The following is a 16,219-nucleotide window of genomic DNA, read 5'->3' as shown; positions in this document are numbered from 1 at the left end:
GTGACGAACGCCATCAACATTCTCTCCATCCTCGTGCTGCTCCTGACCTGCGCCGGCCTGATCTGGACGGATCTGCGCAGCGGCCTGCTGCCGGACTGGATGAATGCGCTGGTCGCCGCCAGCGGCCTTCTAAGAACCGCGGCGCTCGTCGATCTGCCCGAGGCGCTCTGGAATGTCGCCGGAGCCGTTGCCGTCGGTGTGGCGCTGCTGCTGCTGCGCCACCTCTACGCGGTGGCCCGTGGCCGCCAGGGACTGGGCCTCGGCGACGTCAAGTTTCTCATGGCAGCAACGTTCTGGGCCGGCCTGCCGAGTCTGCCGATCCTGCTGCTCATTGCCACGACGACAGCACTCGCCGCGGCGCTCGCGCTCTCCGTCACGGGCCGCCGGCTGACAGCTCAGACGGCGCTACCGTTCGGCCCGTTCCTCGTCCTCGGCCTGCTCGCCGTGCTCGCCCTGCAGGCCACCGGGAGCGAATTGCTCGTGACCTTTTGATTGCGGTGAGCCGGGGAACTCAGCGCGCCCGCCTCGCCATCCGCTCGCGTCCGCCCGGCGGCGCGGGCGGGGTCGTCGGTCCCGCCTGCACATCGCCGCTGCCGGCTGTGCCGAGCTGCGGCATCTGCAAGGTGACTGTCTCCGGTGCCTTCAGCAGCGAGGCCTCGCGCGGTCGCAGCGACTGCAGCACCCACCCCTCATGCGAGGCGCCGACCCGCAAGCGCAGCGATGCCTGCGACGAGGCATCGACGAAGATGCCGAAGCTCTCCTCATCCCCGATGACCGTGCCCACGAGTTGCAGGTTTGGTCGTTCCGGCTCTCTCGACGGCGGAGGCGGCGGCGCTTGCATCACCATGACGGGTGCGGCAACCGGCGGCGGCCGGCGCGAGGCCGAGAAGATCGGACGGTCGCGCGTCGCCGAGAGAGCGCTGATGGGAATGTCCCACAGCGGATTGGCGCTCGTGCCAGCCGGGACTTGCACGCTGGCAGCAGCGGCCGGCCGGTTGGAATCGAATGGCGCGGCCTGGACAGGCGAAGCAGGCTCGAGACCATCCGCCGTCTCGCCCCACGCCCGGCCGAGCGAAGCTATAAGAATGCACACGGTAGCAACGGTGACGAGACCTGAGCCGACGAACGATTGCATCACATTTTTCCTTGCCATTGGCCCGACACGGTGACCAGCACCGTCAGCCGCCCCACGCCGCCGGCGGCAGCCGCCAGCGGCTGCTGCACGTGCAGTTGATCGACGAAGAGAAACGGCAATCCGGCTTCGAGGTCATAGAGCAGCTGCTGCAGCGCCGGCTGTTCGAGCTCGCAGCTGGCGACGACGCTGATCAGGTTGGCGTTGGTGGTGGCGCGTGCCGCCGGCAGCTCGACCTGGGTCGACAGCACGCTGCCGCCGACCTTGCTGATCGCCTCCGTGAGGCGCTGCACCAGCGCCGCGCCCGCGATGGTGACCGTTCGTCCCTCGACGAACACCGATCCGCCCGGAGCCGTCGCGCTGCCCGCGGCCGAACTTCCGCCCGGCCGTTTGCGTCCGGAAAACTGCGCCAGCTGCGCGTTGGTGTCGTTGAGCTGGTCGCGCTTGGCGACGAGATCGACGACCGCTGCAGCACCAAGCCAGAGCAGCGCGACGATGGTCACCGCATAGAGGATCGCAGAAGCGGCCGGCGAGTTAACAAAGATTCGGCGCAGCGATGTCGACCAGTTCATGCCCGGTCTCCGAAATAGGCATTGATGCGCGCCTCGATATGGAAGCGCTCGCCCGCTTCCCCGGCGATGCGCGTCGTCGGCGCGTAGAAGGTGGCGCGGCTGAACTGCGGCGATTGCTCGATCAGCCCAATCAGCGCGGGCGCATCCTGGGTCAGGCCGGAGATCTGCAGCCGATCGTTCTCAATATGCATCTCGACGACATACGTCCCGTCGGGCAGGATCTTCGACAGCGTGTCGAGCACGATGACGCTGGCGGGGCTGGTCTGCTTGCGCTTGGCGAGCAGCCCGTCGGCAGCGGTGGCGCCCATCGCGGGCCGCAAGGCGGCACGCAGCCGCGCGACCTGCGCCTGCGCATCTTCGAGCTCGCCATCCACATATCCGCCGATCAATGTCGTCGTGATCAGCAGCATCGCGGTGGTCGCAGCCATCGACAGCCAGCCGAGCTTGAGCACACGCCCGAGATCGCGGCCGCCGGCGAGCGACGAGCGCAGCGACGTCTTGAAGATCTGGATGGGGGCGGCATCGGGTGAGCCTGAGCCGACGTCGGTCGTGATGACGAGCTTGGCGGCGCCAACCTGATCGGCCAAGGCGAGCAAGGGCTGGACCAGAGCCCGCGGCGTCGCCGCGAGCGTCAGTGCGATCCGGTCATTGGCAGTGCGCGGGGCGCTGTAACCGTAGAGGACCTGTTCGAGATTCCACGGCGTCAGCCTGCCGATCTGGGTCCGGATCATGCCGTCGAGAAACGGCTCGGCCTGCTTTGGATAGTCGAGGGGGCGGATCAGGACGCTCTCGGCGGCAAGATGAATCTCCAGCGCGGCGCCGCGCAGCGTTCGCAGCCACTCCGGCGAGAGCCCGACATGCGCTGCGCCCGCGGCCGGATTCACCCTTGCTGGCGCCAGCGTCGGTTTCGCCTTCGGCGGCGCCTGCACCGTCATGACGACGGTTTCTGGCTGATCGTAGCGGATCAGGATCCGCGGACGTCTGAGCTGCCGATCGGCCACGGCTTCGATCGCTGTCGCGACGCTCGCCGTCCACACCGTCAGTCCGCGCTCGATCGCTTCGGTCAGCTTCATGGCATTCTCCGCGCCTGAAGCGCTCCCCTCGGTTGCGGCCCGTCGTCCTGGCGCGCCAGCAGCCGATAAGGCTCCTCGCCTTCGCCGGGAACGATCACCGCCGTCGCCGCATGACGAAGCCCGCGCGCCGGACCGACGACGATGCGCAGCCGATAGGCCTTGCTCTTGCTCTTGCCCTTGGCCGCATCCTTCGCGGCGGGGCCCAGCGTCTTGGCGAGCGTATCGGCATCCTGTGACAGCGACGCCCGCACGTTGAGGAAATCCTTCAAAATCAGCGGTGTCATTCCCGGCAATGCGGCAACGACTTCCGGCGCCGCGATCGTCGGATCGATGCCGGGAGAGCCGTTGAAAACGGTCACCAACGGAAGCACCCGATCGACCAGCGATGCGGGAATGCCGAGGACTAGCGACAGCTCGCCGACATGCGCGAACGGCGCCAGGCGCGGGACACGCTTGAGACCGGCCGCCGCATAGCGCGCCTCCTCCGCCTGCACCTTGGCTGCATCGGATGGCTTGGAGCGCCAAGCAACCACCCGCTCGGCATGATCCTTGGCAGCGTCCCGGTCGACGCCCAACGTGACGAAGAGATTTTCGAGCATGTCCTCCGACGCGGTGTTGAGATCGATCCGCGCCGCTTCGTTGACGAACGAGACCGCAATGTCGTTGCCTGCAAGCGCCAGCCGAAAACCGCCCTGTCTCAGCCGCTCCTCGTCCTTGGACAGCAGCAGACGATAGGCCGAGAGTTCGATGGCCGCCGAGATCAGCGCATCGGCCTCGACCGCCTCGTCTTCGAGCCGCAGCAATCGCGCCGAGCTTCCCAATTGCTGCGAGACGACCACGACGAAGGCCGCCAGAGCCGCAAGCATCCACAGCGCCGCGATGAGGATGAAGCCATCCTGCACGCCGCGCCCGTCGGCAGAACCTCTGGTGACGGAAGGGGCCGGCATCAATCGATCGGCTCGCTCTTGTTTGGTTGCGGCGGCTCGGCCGCGGCCGGCTGGTTCGCGGTGCCGCCCGCTCCCGTATCGGCAAAGCCGCCGCCCGGCGCATCGACCTGAATACGGACAGCGCTGACGAGAACCGCGGCGCCGCCGCGGCTGTCGTCGTACACCGTCATGCGAACGGCGGACGGCAGCCTGGTCGCATCGCGCCACTCCGTCGTCCACGCCATCGTTCTATCAGCATAGGCGAACGACATGCGGAACGGCGCAGACAACAGCACCACGGGATCGCCGAACCGGAAATGCTCGGTCACTGGCTGGCCGACCGACACCAGATCGAACGCGGCACGCGATCGCCGCAGAGCGCGCTCGCCCCTTCTCCCTTCCTCACCGATGCGCACGACATCGAGACCATGTCCTGCATTGGGGCCGAGCTCGGCGCGTACGAACGTCGCCGAGACCTCGTCACCCACGAACAACGGCCCCTTCTGCGCGCGATTGGCCGAAACAAACTGCGCGGCGGCGAAATCATCGCCGACCCGCCGCAGCGCAGCGGCCACCATCTCCGCGCGCTGCACGCGATCCAGGCCACGCTTCCACGCCGGCAGCCATTGCGACGTCACTGCGGCCAGCGCCGACAAGACGATGCCGGCAATCGCGAGCGCGCCGAGCGCCTCGATCAGCGCGAAGCCCTGCTGTTGCGGCCGATCGGATCGGAGGATCATCAGCGCGCTCCTCGCGCGAGGCGGACCGTCTGCACATCGGCCATGGCGCCCGAGCCGGTCTTGACGCGCAAGGTCACCGCCTCCGGAATCCACCCGGTTTGTCCGGCCGGTTCATTCCAATCACCGCCGAGCGGCCTGACCTGCAGCACCACCGCGCCGGACCCGGAGCGCTGATCGGTGCTGCCCGGCTGCAGCCGGCCGCGATCGGCCAGCAATGTGGCCAGCGCCAGCCTCATGTCGGTGACGAGGGTGACATGCTGCTCGAGCTTGCGAACACTGGCCGCGTTGCGCGACACCACGGCACCGATGGCGATGATCGACACGCTGACGATGGCGAGGGCGACGAGCACCTCGATCAGCGTGAAGCCGGCTTCGCTGCGATCAGCGGTCTCAACCATTGGCGAGCGCGCGCGAGACAATGTCGATTCTCCCCGTCAGCCAATTGACCCTGATCTCCAGGCTCAATTCGGCGCGCGACAATGTGATCGCTCCTCCGCAGGACAGTCCGTCAGGAAAGAAGCTGATCGTCGCCAGCACCGGCCGATGCTGGCAGCTGCGCGGCAACGTTGCCAGAAACGCGACATCGTCGGGCAGCTTCAGCGCAGCCGCGCCGCTGCCGGAGCGGATCAGGCGGCGCGACGTGTCGATCTCGGTGTCGACGCGCGTGCCGATGCGCATCGACGAGGCACGATCCGACTTCAGGAGTGTCGCGGCCTGCAGCGCATAGGCCTGCAGCCGCGGCCGCGATGTCTGCCGCGGCAGGTAAGGCAGCGCGACGGACGCCAGCAGCGCGACGATCGCGAGCACACAGACCATCTCGAGCAGCGTAAAGCCGCGCTGGCCGTTGTCACTCACTGCGCGCGCTCGTCTGGGTCTGCGTTCCCAGGACGATGTCCGCCGCCGTCCCGCTGCCGCCCTCCTGGCCATCGGCACCGTAGGACAGGATGTCATACGGGCCGTGATCGCCCGGTGCGCGGTAGACGTAGGCCGTGTTCCACGGATCTTTCGGCACGGCCCCGCCCCTGAGATAAGGACCGTTCCAGGTACTCAGTCCGGCCGGCCGTTGCGCCAACGCACCGAGGCCTTCCGAGGTCGAGGGGTAGCGGCCGGCATCGAGATAGAACAGGTCGAGCGCCGCCGAAAAGCTCTGCAACTGGATCCGCGCTGCCTTGGTCTTGGATTCGCTGAGATAGTTCAGAACGCGCGGACCGATCAGCCCCATGATCAGCCCGATGATCGTGATCACGACCAGCATCTCGACCAGCGTGAAGCCGCGCTCGTGTTCGCGCCCGGCCCTCGTGGACGGCTCGATCTGCGTATCCGATCTCATGTCGTTCTCCTTGATGTCGGTCAGCCGACCAGTTGCGTCACCGAAAGCAGGGCCGTCATGATCGAGACGATCAGGCCACCGACGACCACGCTGATGAGCAGAATGGCGGCGGGACCGACGATGCCGACGACACGGTCGAGTCCCCGTTGCAGCTTGGCTTCGTAGAACTCGGCGATCCGGGTCGACAGCGTCGGCAACTGGCCGGTTTCCTCGCCGAGCCGCAGCATGCGCAGCGCCATCGGCGGCAGCGTGTTGTCGGCCGACAGCGCCTGGGACAGCTTGCCACCGTGACGGACGCGATCGGCCGCCGCCGACCATGGCGCGCGCGACGACGTCACCGCCATCACGTCAACGAGGATGCGCAGTGCAGCGCTCAGATTGACGCCGCAGCCGAGCAGCAGGCCGAGATTGCGACAGAACAGGCTGGTCCGATAGAACAGCAAGAGGCTGCCGATGCCGGGCGTCACCGCCAGCACACTGGTCAGGCCGGCGCGAACCGCGGGCTGACGCAACAGCCACCAGCCTGCCGCAAGCAGCGCCGCACAGCCGAGCGTGATCGCAGCTGCATTGGCGCGCAGCAGATCCGACATCGTCATGAAGAAGCCGAGCGCGGTATCGGCACGGCCACCGAAGTCGCGCAGCACGGCGGAGAAGTTCGGCAGCACGGCCACGAGAAAGAACAGCATTACGCCGATCGCCGCGAGGAACACGAAGGCGGGATACTGCATCGCGTCGGTCAATTTGCGGCGCGTCGCCTCCGAACGCTCGCGTTCGCCGGCCAGCGCGGTCAGCACATGATCGAGCGTTCCCGACGCCTCCCCGACGCGCATCAGCGCGACATACATCGGCGAGAACAGCTGCGGCTGGGCAGCCGCCGCGTCGGCGAAGCTTTCACCGGCCATGATCGCCGCGCGCAGCCGCGCCACCACGGGACGCAGGCGGCCGATGTCGGAATCGCCGGACAACAGATCGAGCGCGTCGTCGAGTCGCGCGCCGGCCTTCAGCAGCAGGGCCAGATCGCGCGTGAACGTGGTCACCTCGGCCGCGGACGGAGCGCCGAAGGAAAGTCCGGACGCACCGCCCGTCCGCTCCTTCGTCTCCTCGACGGTTTCGATCGGCAGCAGCTGCAGATAGGAGATGCGCCGCTCGACCTCGCCGCGCGACGGCGCGTCGAGAGATCCGACGACGATTTCACCGGACTGCGTCAGGGCGCGATAGCGGTAGCTCGGCACGATCCACCTCACCGCGCCACGAGGACACGAAGCAGCTCGGAGGCCGAGGTGACGCCGGCGCGGCACTTGGCGACGCCGTCGTCAAGCATCGTCGTCATGCCTTCCCGGATCGCCAGCCGATCGATCGCGAGACCGTCGGCACTATCAGCGATCAGCTCGCGCAGGCTGCTGGTCAGCTCGAGCAGCTCGAATACGCCGACCCGGCCGCGATAGCCGCTCTGACCGCATCGCTCGCATCCCGTCGGATGCCAGGTGATGTCGCCGGGCACGAGGCCGAGATGACCGAGGCGCGGGTCATCGCGACACGCCTCGCCATCGAGAGGCTTCGGCGTCTTGCAATGGTCGCAGAGCTGGCGCACCAGCCGCTGTGCGATGACCGCGCGCAGCGTCGATCGCAGCAGAAAGCCTTCCACGCCGAGGTCGAGCAGGCGCGGCACCGCAGCCGCCGCGGTTTCCGTGTGCAGCGTCGTCAGCACCAGATGGCCGGTCAGCGCGGCATGGATGGCGACATGTGCCGTCTCGCTGTCTCTGACCTCGCCGACCATGATGACGTCGGGATCCTGTCGCACGAAGGAGCGCAGCGCGCTCGCAAATGTCAGCCCGATCGCCGGCTTGATCTGCGACTGATTGATGCCGGGGATCTCATATTCCACCGGATCCTCGACAGTGAGGATCTTGCGCTCCGGCGTGTTGAGCATGGACAGGATCGTCGCCAGGGTCGTGGTCTTGCCGCTGCCGGTCGGCCCCGTGATCACGATCATGCCGTGCGGCAGCGTGATCAGGCGCCGGAGCGCGGTGTCGTCGCACGTGGAGAGGCCGAGACGGCTCGCCACCAGCTGCGAGCGATCCTTCGGCAGGATGCGCAGCACCGCCGATTCCCCGTGCTGGGTTGGCATGATCGCAACACGGACGTCGATCTCGGCTCGGCCGGCGCGAATGCGCGCGGCCCCGTCCTGCGGCAGACGCCGCTCGGCAATGTTGAGACCGGCGACGATCTTGATGCGCGAGATCACCGCCTGCGGCAGCACGCCCGCAGGCGCCGCGATCGGACGCAACAGGCCGTCGACCCGCAGCCTGACCACGAGACCGGTCGAGAACGGCTCGATGTGGATGTCGCTGGCGCGCATCTCGACGGCCTTCTCGATCAGGTCGTTGACCGCGCGGACGACCGGCGCGCCGCTCGCGAGATCGCGCAGACTTTCGATGTCGTCGTCGCGGAGCTCCTGCGCCGGCGAGATCTCGGCCTCGTCGGAATCACCAAGTCGTTGGTCGAGGACGACGGCGATATCCTCATGCGAGGCGACCTTGAAAAGAGTCTGCGGGCCGAGCACCAGCTCGGCGGCTCGGCGCACCGCCTGATCGGTCGGGTCGGCCATCGCGAACACGGCGGCGCCGTCAGAGTCTTTGTATGGATAGCCGAGCACTTCGCGCAGGAAGCGATCGGAGAACTCACTCACCGCGGGCAGTGCCGCCATCAGCTCGCGCAGCGCGACGCGCTCCAGTCCGGTGAAGCCGGCAACCTCCTCCGCGAAAACGTCGGCGGTCAGGCCGAACCTGTCCCAGAGCGCGATCTGCGTTTCGCCCGCAGCTCCGCCTTCGCCCGCCGCCAGGGGATGGCGCTCGCGAAGATAGGCATGGAATTGGGTCGACAGTGTACCGCTCATGGCGTGATCCGGGTGGCGCCCGTGCCGGCTCTACGTCTCGGCACGGCGCAACTGGCGACCGACGTTATCGATCGCGAACATGACGGCTGTACGAATGTGGACGGCGCGGACATTTCCGACACACATGTCGCGCAAAGGCGGGCGGCATCAGGCAAAGATACATAAGTGTCACATTGGACCGCTATGCAGGCTGCGCGGTCGAACGAGGCGCGATCCTGGTTCGGCCGATCAACACGAGTAGATCGGTAAGTCCATGTTTCGTATCGGCAATCGAAGCCAGTCCGCTGCGGTTGTCAGACATGCCTGGTTGCTGACCATCGCGGTGCTGCTCGCGTCCTGCAACATGGCAACGCTCAATTCCCAGGCCAGCGCGCCGGCCGATGTCGACGTCATCGACAAGGTGCGCTCGCTCGATATCCTGCCGCGCGACAATGGACCGGTCGCATCGATCCAGGGACGCCCCGAGGTCGAGCGCGCGAGCGCGCGGACCTATCAGGGGACCACGGTTCAGGAGGTCGCCGAGGTCAGGCCGCTTCCGGCGGCCGATGGCAAGGGCTATGACCTCGATTTCGAGAACACGCCGATCGCAGTGGTCGCGAAGGTCGTGATCGGCGACATCCTCGGCGCGGGCTACGCGATCGATCCCCGCGTGCAGGGCAGCGTCAGCCTGGTGTCGGCGCGGCCGGTGCCGAAATCCGACATCCTGTTCGTGCTGGAGAGCGCGCTGCGCCTGTCGGGCGTCGTGCTGGTCCGCGAAGGCGGCGGCTACAAGCTGACTCCGCTCGGCGACGCCATCGGCGCCGGACGCGTCGACGGCGAGGCCGGCCGCGCCGAGCCCGGCTACGGCGTCTCCGTCGTGCCGCTGCAATATGTCGGCGCGCAGACGATCCTCAAGCTGATGGACAGCTTCGCGACCCGGGCCGGCAGCGTGCGCGCCGACACCACCCGAAACCTGCTGCTGATCCAGGGCACAGGAGCCGAGCGACGCTCCGCGATCGAAACAGTGATGAGCTTCGACGTCGACTGGATGCGCGGCCAGTCGGTCGGCATCTTCCCGGTCAGCAATTCGGCGCCGGAGCCGTTGATGGCGGAGCTGGAGAAGATCATGGATTCCGGCGAGAACGGGCTGAGCCAGAGCCTGGTCAAGCTACAGGTCGTCAATCGCCTGAACGCGATCATGGTCGTAACGCGCAAGCCGGCGCTGCTGCAGAGCGCGGCAACATGGATCCGCCGGCTCGATCAGGCCGACTCCGGGCGCACCAGCGTCCACGTCTACCGGGTCCGCTACGGCGACGCGCGCCAGCTCGCCAAGGTGCTCACCGACATGTTCGGCGGCGCCGGCTCGTCCTCCACCGACGGCGCCGACGGCCAGACCGCGCCGGGGTCCGACGGCACGACGACGTCGGTCGCCGATCGGCTCTCCTTCAATACCAATGCAGCCGGCTCATCGAGTTCGAGCGCCAATCCGGCGAGCCGGTCCCAAGGCGGTGGTCTCTCGAACATGTCATCTTCGAGCACGTCGTCCTCCAGCAGTACGCCGTCCTCGACCGGGCTGGAGCCACGCAGCAGTGGTGCTGGCGGAGGCCAGGCCATCATGCCGAATGTCCGGATCACCCCGGACACGGTGAACAACTCGCTGCTCATCTATGCCGACCGCGAGAACTACCGCATCATCTCCAGCACGCTGCAGCAGCTCGACCAGCCGGTGCTGCAGGTCGGGATCGACGCCACGATTGCCGAAGTGACGCTCACCAACGAGCTGTCCTACGGCGTGCAGGCCTATCTTTCGAGCAAGGTGCTCGGCCTCGGGACCGACAAAGGATCGATCACCAATACGCAAGCCACGTCGGTGGCCACGGCCACGACATCCGCGGCGACGACGGCCTTGATCAACCGCGCTCTGCCCGGCTTCAACTTCCTGATCGGGCACGAAGCCTCGCCCAACATGATCCTCGACGCACTCCATACTGTCACCAGCGTCAAGGTGCTCTCCAATCCCTCGCTGGTCGTGATCAACAACCAGACCGCCACCCTGCAGGTCGGCGACGTCGTGCCGGTATCGACCGGCAGCGCGACCGTACTGTCGTCGAGCAACACGGTGGTCAACACCATCGACTATCGCAACACCGGCATCATCCTGCGCGTCGTGCCGCGGATCGCCGCCAACGGCAATGTGCGGCTCGAGGTCGAGCAGGAGATCAGCAACGTCGCGGCCCAGACGGCGGCGAGTCTCACGCCGACGGTGTCGCAGCGCAAGGTCAAGAGCGCCATCTCCGTCGCCAACGGCCAGACCGTGCTGCTGGCGGGCCTGATCAGCGAGCAGCAGACCGGCAATCGCAACGGCATTCCGGGCTTCGACGAGATTCCGGTTCTTGGCGACGCGTTCTCGCATCAGGGCAAGAAGGGCACGCGCACCGAGCTCATCATCTTCATCCGGCCGCAGATCATTCGCGACGGCAGCGATGCGCATCAGGTGGCAGAAGAACTCCGTTCCAAGCTCCGCGGATCAGTCGGAGCGAGCATCACGGATGATTTGCGTGTCCGCACCACCCGTTGACCCCAGCCAAGTGATCCGGCCGACGATGGGGCGCCTCGCCATCGCCTGCACCGCAGCCATCCTGCTGCTGGGAGCACTGGCCTCGCCCGTTCGCGCCGATTCGGTCAGCACCGCACGCATCGCCTATGCGCGCGGCGACTTCGTCCGCGCCGTGCGCGTGCTGACCCCGCCTGCCCTGCGCGGCGATCCACGCGCTCAGGCGATGCTCGGCTTCATGTATGAAAACGGCTTTGGAACCCCGCAGGCCTACGAGGTCGCCAGCGATCTCTATTGCCAGGCCGCCGCAGCCGGCAATCCGTTCGGCCAAGCGATGCTCGGCCTGATGTACGACAAGGGTCATGGCGTTCCACAGAACGTCGTGCTCGCCTACAAATGGCTGAACCTTGCTACCGGACATGCCAAGTCGATCCAGCGCAGCTACTTCCTGCGGCTTCGCAACGCCGTGGCCTCGAAGATGTCGGCCAGCCAGATCGCCCAAGGCCAGGCCCTCGCGCTGGACTGGGTCCCGGGCCAGCTCTGACCGGCATCGCCGATCGGCGATCTTCTTCAGAGTTCAGAGCGAGCCGGCTTCCTGCGGCGATGGGTGAAGGCCCGCCGGCATGTGATGCCGGGCCTGCACGATGCTGCGCCGTGCGTCTCCTGCATCTACGCAAACGCGCGTCTCGCGCGCATTTCACAAAACCGAAGCAAGACCGACACCACGTTGCAATTTGTTGCCGCGATAAATTGCCGCAGGCGAGCAGCCATTCGTAAGCGCGCGCCACCACCCCACTCCGTCCGGAGATGTCATGACCAGAACAGTCACGCGGTCCAAGGCGCTCGCCCTTGCGACCACCGCCGTCTTCACCGCGACCAGCATCGCACCAGCCTTCGCCGGCGCGGCGACCAGCACCCCGATCGAGCACGTCATCATCATCGTCGGTGAGAACCACACCTTCGACAACCTGTTCGGCACCTACAAGCCGAAGGCTGGTCAGGCCATCGACAATCTGCTCAGCAAGGGCATCGTCAACGAGGACGGCACGCCGGGCCGGCATTTCAAGAAGGCGGAACAGCGGATCGGTCGCGACGAGGCTCGCTACAGTGCCGAGACGGCGTCCACCGGCGCCTACGCAACGCTGCCGCAGCCATACACCACATATGGAATCGGCCTGCCGCAGAACGTCCTCGACACCCGCTTCCCGGCCAATCTTCCCAATGGTCCGTATCAGATTTCGAAATACGTCTCCTACGCCGCCTATACCGGCGATCCGGTGCACCGCTTCTTCCAGATGTGGCAGGACATCGACGGCGGCAAGCACGACAAGTTCGTGTGGGTCGAGCAGACCATCGGCACCGGCTCGAACGGACAGCCCTATCCGGCCGGCGGGTTCAACCCGATGGAAGGCGCCATCTCGATGGGCTTCTACAACATGAACCCGTTCACCGATGCCTCCGGCAAGGCCCAGCCCGGTGACGCGCCGTTCTTCAAGCAGCTCGCCGACGAATATGCGATCAGCGACAATTATCATCAGGCCATCATGGGCGGCACCGGCGCCAACTTCCAGGCCCTCGTGACCGGCCACGCCGCGTTCTTCACCAATCCCGAGACGCTGAACGGCGCCCCGGCTGTGCCCTATGCCAACCAGATCGAAAATCCGGATCCGGTTGCCGGCACCAACAACTACTACAAGCAGGACGGCTACAGCGGCGGCTCCTACGTCAACTGCGCCGACCCAAGCGCCCCGGGCGTGGCCGCCGTCAACGAGCAGCTTTTCAAGAACGGCGTTACCAGCAACAGCTGCGCGCCGAACCACTACTACCTCGTCAACAACTACAGCATGTACTGGAACCAGAGCAGCGCCAAGCCCAATGCGCTCGGCTCCGACAAATTCGTTCTGCCGCCGCAGAGTGCGCCGACCATCGCTGACGTGATGACCGCGAAGGGCGTGTCCTGGAAGTACTACAGCGCCGATCGCGGCGACGACGCCACCACCTTCGCCAAGAGCGTCGACGGCGTGCCGCTGCTGTTCCACTCCTATTGCGGCATCTGCGACCCGCTCACCGGCTTCAACAAGATCATGACGACTCCGACGGAGGAAGCCAAGCTGCAGAACTACGGCGCATTCGTTAAGGACGTGCAGAACAACACGCTGCCCGCAGTGTCGTTCGTGCGTCCGTTCGAGGCGCTCGCCGGGCATCCCGCCGATTCGACCACCGACCTCTACGAAAAATTCCTCGAGGCACTGATCAATCGCGTCAAGGCCAACCCCCAGCTCTGGGCCAAGACTGCGATCTTCATCACGACGGACGAGGGCGGTGGCTACTACGACTCCGGCTATGTCCAGCCGGTGGACTTCCTCGGCGACGGCACCCGCATTCCCTTTATCCTGGTCTCGCCGCTGGCCAAGAAGGGCCATGTCGATCACACTTACTACGACCACGTCTCCCTGCTGAAATTCATCGAGCGCAACTGGCGGCTGCCCACGGTCTCCGCCGTCAGCCGCGACCGTCTGCCCAACCCGATTCATGATCGGGACGACAACCGCTACGTGCCGAAGAACCGTCCGGCGATCGGCGACCTGATGAACCTGTTCGCCTTCGGCGATAACGATGGCGATCACGATCACGACGGCGGCTGGCATCATCACGACCACGGTGAGCACGGATACGGCGACGACCGCTGATCGACGGGAGTCTGCCGCTGTCAAGAACAGCCCGCCGCACACGTTGCGGCGGGCCTTCTGTGCATTGTCCGCGGCGGACGACATTGATGGTGCACCGAATTGCAACATCGTGACGCCGTCAGCGGATTGTCAGCCGATCGTCACGCCCCCGTTATCGACCCTCCGCATCGTCCCGCCGCCGCTTGAATGAAGCGGCGCGGTGCAACCGAGGTCTTGGGGGATCTTGCAGAATGTCACTTCGACCATCTTTCAAATCTGCCTTTCACGAACTGCTCACATTGTCTGTCACGATGTTGTTGCTCGCGTTCGCCGCTGCCGCGCCAAGCCTCGCGCACGATCACGGCTTCGACGACGATGACGACAGCTACGCCATCGGTCTGTGGGGCGACCTACCTTATTCCACGCTGCAGGCCACCGTCGGCGTCCCGAACCTGATCGCGGACATGAACGCCCACCGGCTGAAATTCACCGCGCATGACGGCGACCTGAAGCAGGGCTCCAATTCCGCCTGCGACGCCGGCCTCTACGCCCAGGCGCTCGCCTTCTTCGACAGCCTCGAGGCGCCGGCCATGTTCACGCCCGGCGACAACGACTGGGTCGATTGCGATCGCCCCTCGAATGGCGGCTTCAACTCGCGCGACCGGCTCGACTACGAGCGCAAGGTGTTCTTCTCGACGCCGTTCTCGCTCGGCCAACGCAAGCTGCGCCAGGAGGTGCAGACCGATCCACTGTGTCTCAGCGCCAACGGCACCAAGGTCGGCTGCGTCGAGAATCGCCGCTGGACCGTCGGCCGCGTGACCTATGCGACGCTGAACATCCAGGGCTCCTGCAACAATCTCTGCGACACCAATCCCGATCCGGACGAATACAACGCGCGCAACGCAGCCGTGATTCTCTGGATGCAGCAGACCTTCGCAGAGGCCAAGAAGCGCCATTCCGCTGCGGTGATGTTCATCACCCAGGGCAACCCGGGCTGGGACCAGGCCGATCCCACGCGCGCGCCGCTGCGCGATCCCAAGACGCTCGCCGAGACGGACGGGCAGCCGGACGGCTTCATCAGCTTCCTGACCGCGTTGCGCACTGAGGTCGAGACGTTCCGCAGGCCGGTCGCCTACGTCCATGGCGATTCGCACTACTTCCGGATCGACCAGCCGTTCCTCAACAGTGCCGGCCAGCGGCTGGAGAACTTCGTTCGTGTCGAAACGTTCGGCGACAATCAGGGCAACGGCAACAACGACGTGCGCTGGGTCAAGGTGACCGTCGATCCGCGCAGCCGCGACGTGTTTTCCTTCCAGCCCGTCACGGTGCCGGCGAACCGCACCGCCGTGCCGGCGCCGACCCGCAACTGAGCCTCATGATGATCGGGTCGTCCAGCTTGGCTGGGCGACCCTTGTCTTTCGCCGAGTTCTGAAGTCGGACTCAACCGAGCGACCGCAGCCAGGCCAGCCGGGCGATCGCCTGCGACGCCAGCCGCTGCATCAGATCGAGCCGGTCCGGTTCGGTCGCTCGCTCCGCATGCTCCAGATACGCGTCCGCGAGCGCCTCCGCCAGCACGGCTGCATCGGCTTGCGCGAGCCCAGCCGGCAGGCGCAACAGGTCCGCAACCTCCGATGCCATTTCCGAGGCTTCCTGTGCAAGCTCGCGCACGCGATCCGCCGGGCGGCCAGCGGCGCGCGCAGCCATCGCGTCGAGCAACTCGGCGAGTCGACGCTCCAGCCGGCCGGCGTCGATCGTGCCGGCGTCCGACGCCACCGACGCCGCGCGCCTGGCGTCGGTCTCAAGATGATAGGCACGGCGCCGCTCCTTGCGCAGCGTCGCGACATGACCGAGTTCCTCTCGCGCCATGGCCTCGGACGCCCTCTTGACCTCGCGATCGTCGGCAAATGCCGCGAGATAGGACCAGAACGCGAAAGCCCGCTCCTCGTTGCGTACCGCCATCGACAGCGCGCGGTACGGCGTCATTAACCGCGAGGCCTGGATTTCGCGCGTCGCGTCGGGCTCAAAGGTCTCCGGCGGCTGCCAGCGCACCAGCGACGCATCGGGGGCACGCCCCGTTCGTGCTTGCGACCATTGCGCGACACTGTCGACATGCTCGCGCTCGGCCGCGGCCAGCCTCGCGAAGACGGCGGCCAGATCGAGCCGGCCTTGACGCTGCATCTCTCCGGACAGCTCGTCGTAGCGATCGGCCGCCTCCTGCTCCATCGCATTGGCGAGCGCGAACAGCTCGTCGATCGAATGCAGGTTCCCGGCCGGTTCCGACTTGAGCGAGAGCGTGCGTGTCAACAACATATAATGGTCCGCCTGATTGTCCTGGCTTGTTTGATCCA

16 protein-coding genes are annotated in these 16,219 nt (G+C 66.3%); 5 read left to right on the top strand and 11 right to left on the bottom strand.

All coding sequences use genetic code 11. The features are described from left to right. On the top strand, window positions 1–492 hold the full coding sequence (locus QW881_RS28765) for an A24 family peptidase (protein WP_315758214.1): 492 nt from the start codon (window positions 1–3) through the stop codon (window positions 490–492). Window positions 493–511: 19 nt separating this feature from the next. Here the strand turns inward: QW881_RS28765 and QW881_RS28760 are convergent, their stop codons facing one another. From QW881_RS28760 to QW881_RS28715, 10 genes are read right to left on the bottom strand one after another with little or no spacing between them, the layout of a single operon-like run. After that, window positions 512–1,135 (bottom strand): hypothetical protein, encoded by a 624-nt coding sequence (locus tag QW881_RS28760; RefSeq protein ID WP_315758215.1) that lies wholly within the window; start codon window positions 1,133–1,135, stop codon window positions 512–514. After that, window positions 1,135–1,704 carry a type II secretion system protein GspM gene (gspM, locus tag QW881_RS28755; RefSeq protein WP_315758216.1) on the bottom strand — a complete coding sequence of 190 codons (570 nt, stop codon included), beginning with the start codon at window positions 1,702–1,704 and terminating at the stop codon, window positions 1,135–1,137. The genes QW881_RS28760 and gspM overlap by 1 nt, the downstream gene beginning before the upstream one ends. Continuing rightward, on the bottom strand, window positions 1,701–2,777 hold the full coding sequence (locus QW881_RS28750) for a PilN domain-containing protein (protein ID WP_316159155.1): 1,077 nt from the start codon (window positions 2,775–2,777) through the stop codon (window positions 1,701–1,703). Before QW881_RS28750 ends, gspM begins: the two co-directional genes overlap by 4 nt. Beyond that, window positions 2,774–3,724, bottom strand: coding sequence for a type II secretion system protein GspK (locus QW881_RS28745; protein ID WP_316159154.1), 951 nt, complete (start codon window positions 3,722–3,724; stop codon window positions 2,774–2,776). Before QW881_RS28745 ends, QW881_RS28750 begins: the two co-directional genes overlap by 4 nt. Continuing rightward, window positions 3,724–4,443 carry a type II secretion system protein gene (locus QW881_RS28740; protein ID WP_316159153.1) on the bottom strand — a complete coding sequence of 240 codons (720 nt, stop codon included), beginning with the start codon at window positions 4,441–4,443 and terminating at the stop codon, window positions 3,724–3,726. The genes QW881_RS28745 and QW881_RS28740 overlap by 1 nt, the downstream gene beginning before the upstream one ends. After that, on the bottom strand, window positions 4,443–4,841 hold the full coding sequence (locus tag QW881_RS28735) for a type II secretion system protein (protein ID WP_315739564.1): 399 nt from the start codon (window positions 4,839–4,841) through the stop codon (window positions 4,443–4,445). The genes QW881_RS28740 and QW881_RS28735 overlap by 1 nt, the downstream gene beginning before the upstream one ends. Further along, the gene (locus QW881_RS28730) at window positions 4,834–5,298 is read right to left on the bottom strand and encodes a prepilin-type N-terminal cleavage/methylation domain-containing protein (RefSeq protein ID WP_315758220.1); all 465 of its coding nucleotides are present in this window, start codon (window positions 5,296–5,298) and stop codon (window positions 4,834–4,836) included. Before QW881_RS28730 ends, QW881_RS28735 begins: the two co-directional genes overlap by 8 nt. After that, the gene (gene gspG / locus QW881_RS28725; protein ID WP_316159152.1) at window positions 5,291–5,773 is read right to left on the bottom strand and encodes a type II secretion system major pseudopilin GspG; all 483 of its coding nucleotides are present in this window, start codon (window positions 5,771–5,773) and stop codon (window positions 5,291–5,293) included. Before gspG ends, QW881_RS28730 begins: the two co-directional genes overlap by 8 nt. Before the next feature lie 20 nt (window positions 5,774–5,793). Then, a complete protein-coding gene (locus QW881_RS28720; protein WP_315739561.1) occupies window positions 5,794–7,005 on the bottom strand; it encodes a type II secretion system F family protein in 1,212 nt (403 codons plus the stop codon). An 8-nt stretch (window positions 7,006–7,013) separates the two neighbouring features. Beyond that, window positions 7,014–8,669, bottom strand: coding sequence for a GspE/PulE family protein (locus tag QW881_RS28715; protein ID WP_315758222.1), 1,656 nt, complete (start codon window positions 8,667–8,669; stop codon window positions 7,014–7,016). A gap of 253 nt (window positions 8,670–8,922) precedes the next feature. Here QW881_RS28715 and gspD point away from each other — a divergent pair, with 253 nt between their 5' ends. From gspD to QW881_RS28695, 4 genes are all read left to right on the top strand, one after another. Beyond that, window positions 8,923–11,226: a type II secretion system secretin GspD gene (gspD, locus tag QW881_RS28710; protein WP_316159151.1), complete on the top strand. Its 2,304-nt coding sequence runs from the start codon at window positions 8,923–8,925 to the stop codon at window positions 11,224–11,226. Next, on the top strand, window positions 11,198–11,746 hold the full coding sequence (locus QW881_RS28705) for a tetratricopeptide repeat protein (RefSeq protein ID WP_315758224.1): 549 nt from the start codon (window positions 11,198–11,200) through the stop codon (window positions 11,744–11,746). The genes gspD and QW881_RS28705 overlap by 29 nt, the downstream gene beginning before the upstream one ends. Before the next feature lie 268 nt (window positions 11,747–12,014). Next, the gene (locus QW881_RS28700; protein ID WP_316159150.1) at window positions 12,015–13,892 is read left to right on the top strand and encodes an alkaline phosphatase family protein; all 1,878 of its coding nucleotides are present in this window, start codon (window positions 12,015–12,017) and stop codon (window positions 13,890–13,892) included. 230 nt (window positions 13,893–14,122) lie between these two features. Continuing rightward, window positions 14,123–15,241 (top strand): hypothetical protein, encoded by a 1,119-nt coding sequence (locus tag QW881_RS28695; protein ID WP_316159149.1) that lies wholly within the window; start codon window positions 14,123–14,125, stop codon window positions 15,239–15,241. A 70-nt stretch (window positions 15,242–15,311) separates the two neighbouring features. On the opposite strand, the gene QW881_RS28690 is transcribed toward QW881_RS28695, so the two are convergent. Further along, window positions 15,312–16,181, bottom strand: a complete 870-nt coding sequence (locus QW881_RS28690) for a ferritin family protein (protein ID WP_315758228.1) — start codon at window positions 16,179–16,181, stop codon at window positions 15,312–15,314. Window positions 16,182–16,219 lie beyond the last annotated feature (38 nt).

This window comes from Bradyrhizobium sp. SZCCHNS3016, from assembly GCF_032484535.1.
Lineage (GTDB): Bacteria > Pseudomonadota > Alphaproteobacteria > Rhizobiales > Xanthobacteraceae > Bradyrhizobium.
The sequence above is the reverse complement of the archived record's forward strand: the minus strand, read 5'-3'. Positions and strand labels throughout refer to the sequence as shown.

Excerpts from the sequence above, each read along its gene's own strand:
- QW881_RS28760 (WP_315758215.1), bottom strand. The coding sequence starts at position 1,135 with ATGCAATCGTTCGTCGGCTCAGGTCTCGTCACCGTTGCTACCGTGTGC.
- QW881_RS28700 (WP_316159150.1), top strand. The coding sequence starts at position 12,015 with ATGACCAGAACAGTCACGCGGTCCAAGGCGCTCGCCCTTGCGACCACC.
- QW881_RS28740 (WP_316159153.1), bottom strand. The coding sequence starts at position 4,443 with ATGATCCTCCGATCCGATCGGCCGCAACAGCAGGGCTTCGCGCTGATC.
- QW881_RS28695 (WP_316159149.1), top strand. The coding sequence starts at position 14,123 with ATGTCACTTCGACCATCTTTCAAATCTGCCTTTCACGAACTGCTCACA.
- gspG (WP_316159152.1), bottom strand. The coding sequence starts at position 5,773 with ATGAGATCGGATACGCAGATCGAGCCGTCCACGAGGGCCGGGCGCGAA.
- QW881_RS28690 (WP_315758228.1), bottom strand. The coding sequence starts at position 16,181 with ATGTTGTTGACACGCACGCTCTCGCTCAAGTCGGAACCGGCCGGGAAC.
- gspD (WP_316159151.1), top strand. The coding sequence starts at position 8,923 with ATGTTTCGTATCGGCAATCGAAGCCAGTCCGCTGCGGTTGTCAGACAT.
- QW881_RS28750 (WP_316159155.1), bottom strand. The coding sequence starts at position 2,777 with ATGAAGCTGACCGAAGCGATCGAGCGCGGACTGACGGTGTGGACGGCG.
- QW881_RS28705 (WP_315758224.1), top strand. The coding sequence starts at position 11,198 with ATGATTTGCGTGTCCGCACCACCCGTTGACCCCAGCCAAGTGATCCGG.
- QW881_RS28735 (WP_315739564.1), bottom strand. The coding sequence starts at position 4,841 with ATGGTTGAGACCGCTGATCGCAGCGAAGCCGGCTTCACGCTGATCGAG.
- QW881_RS28715 (WP_315758222.1), bottom strand. The coding sequence starts at position 8,669 with ATGAGCGGTACACTGTCGACCCAATTCCATGCCTATCTTCGCGAGCGC.
- QW881_RS28745 (WP_316159154.1), bottom strand. The coding sequence starts at position 3,724 with ATGCCGGCCCCTTCCGTCACCAGAGGTTCTGCCGACGGGCGCGGCGTG.
- gspM (WP_315758216.1), bottom strand. The coding sequence starts at position 1,704 with ATGAACTGGTCGACATCGCTGCGCCGAATCTTTGTTAACTCGCCGGCC.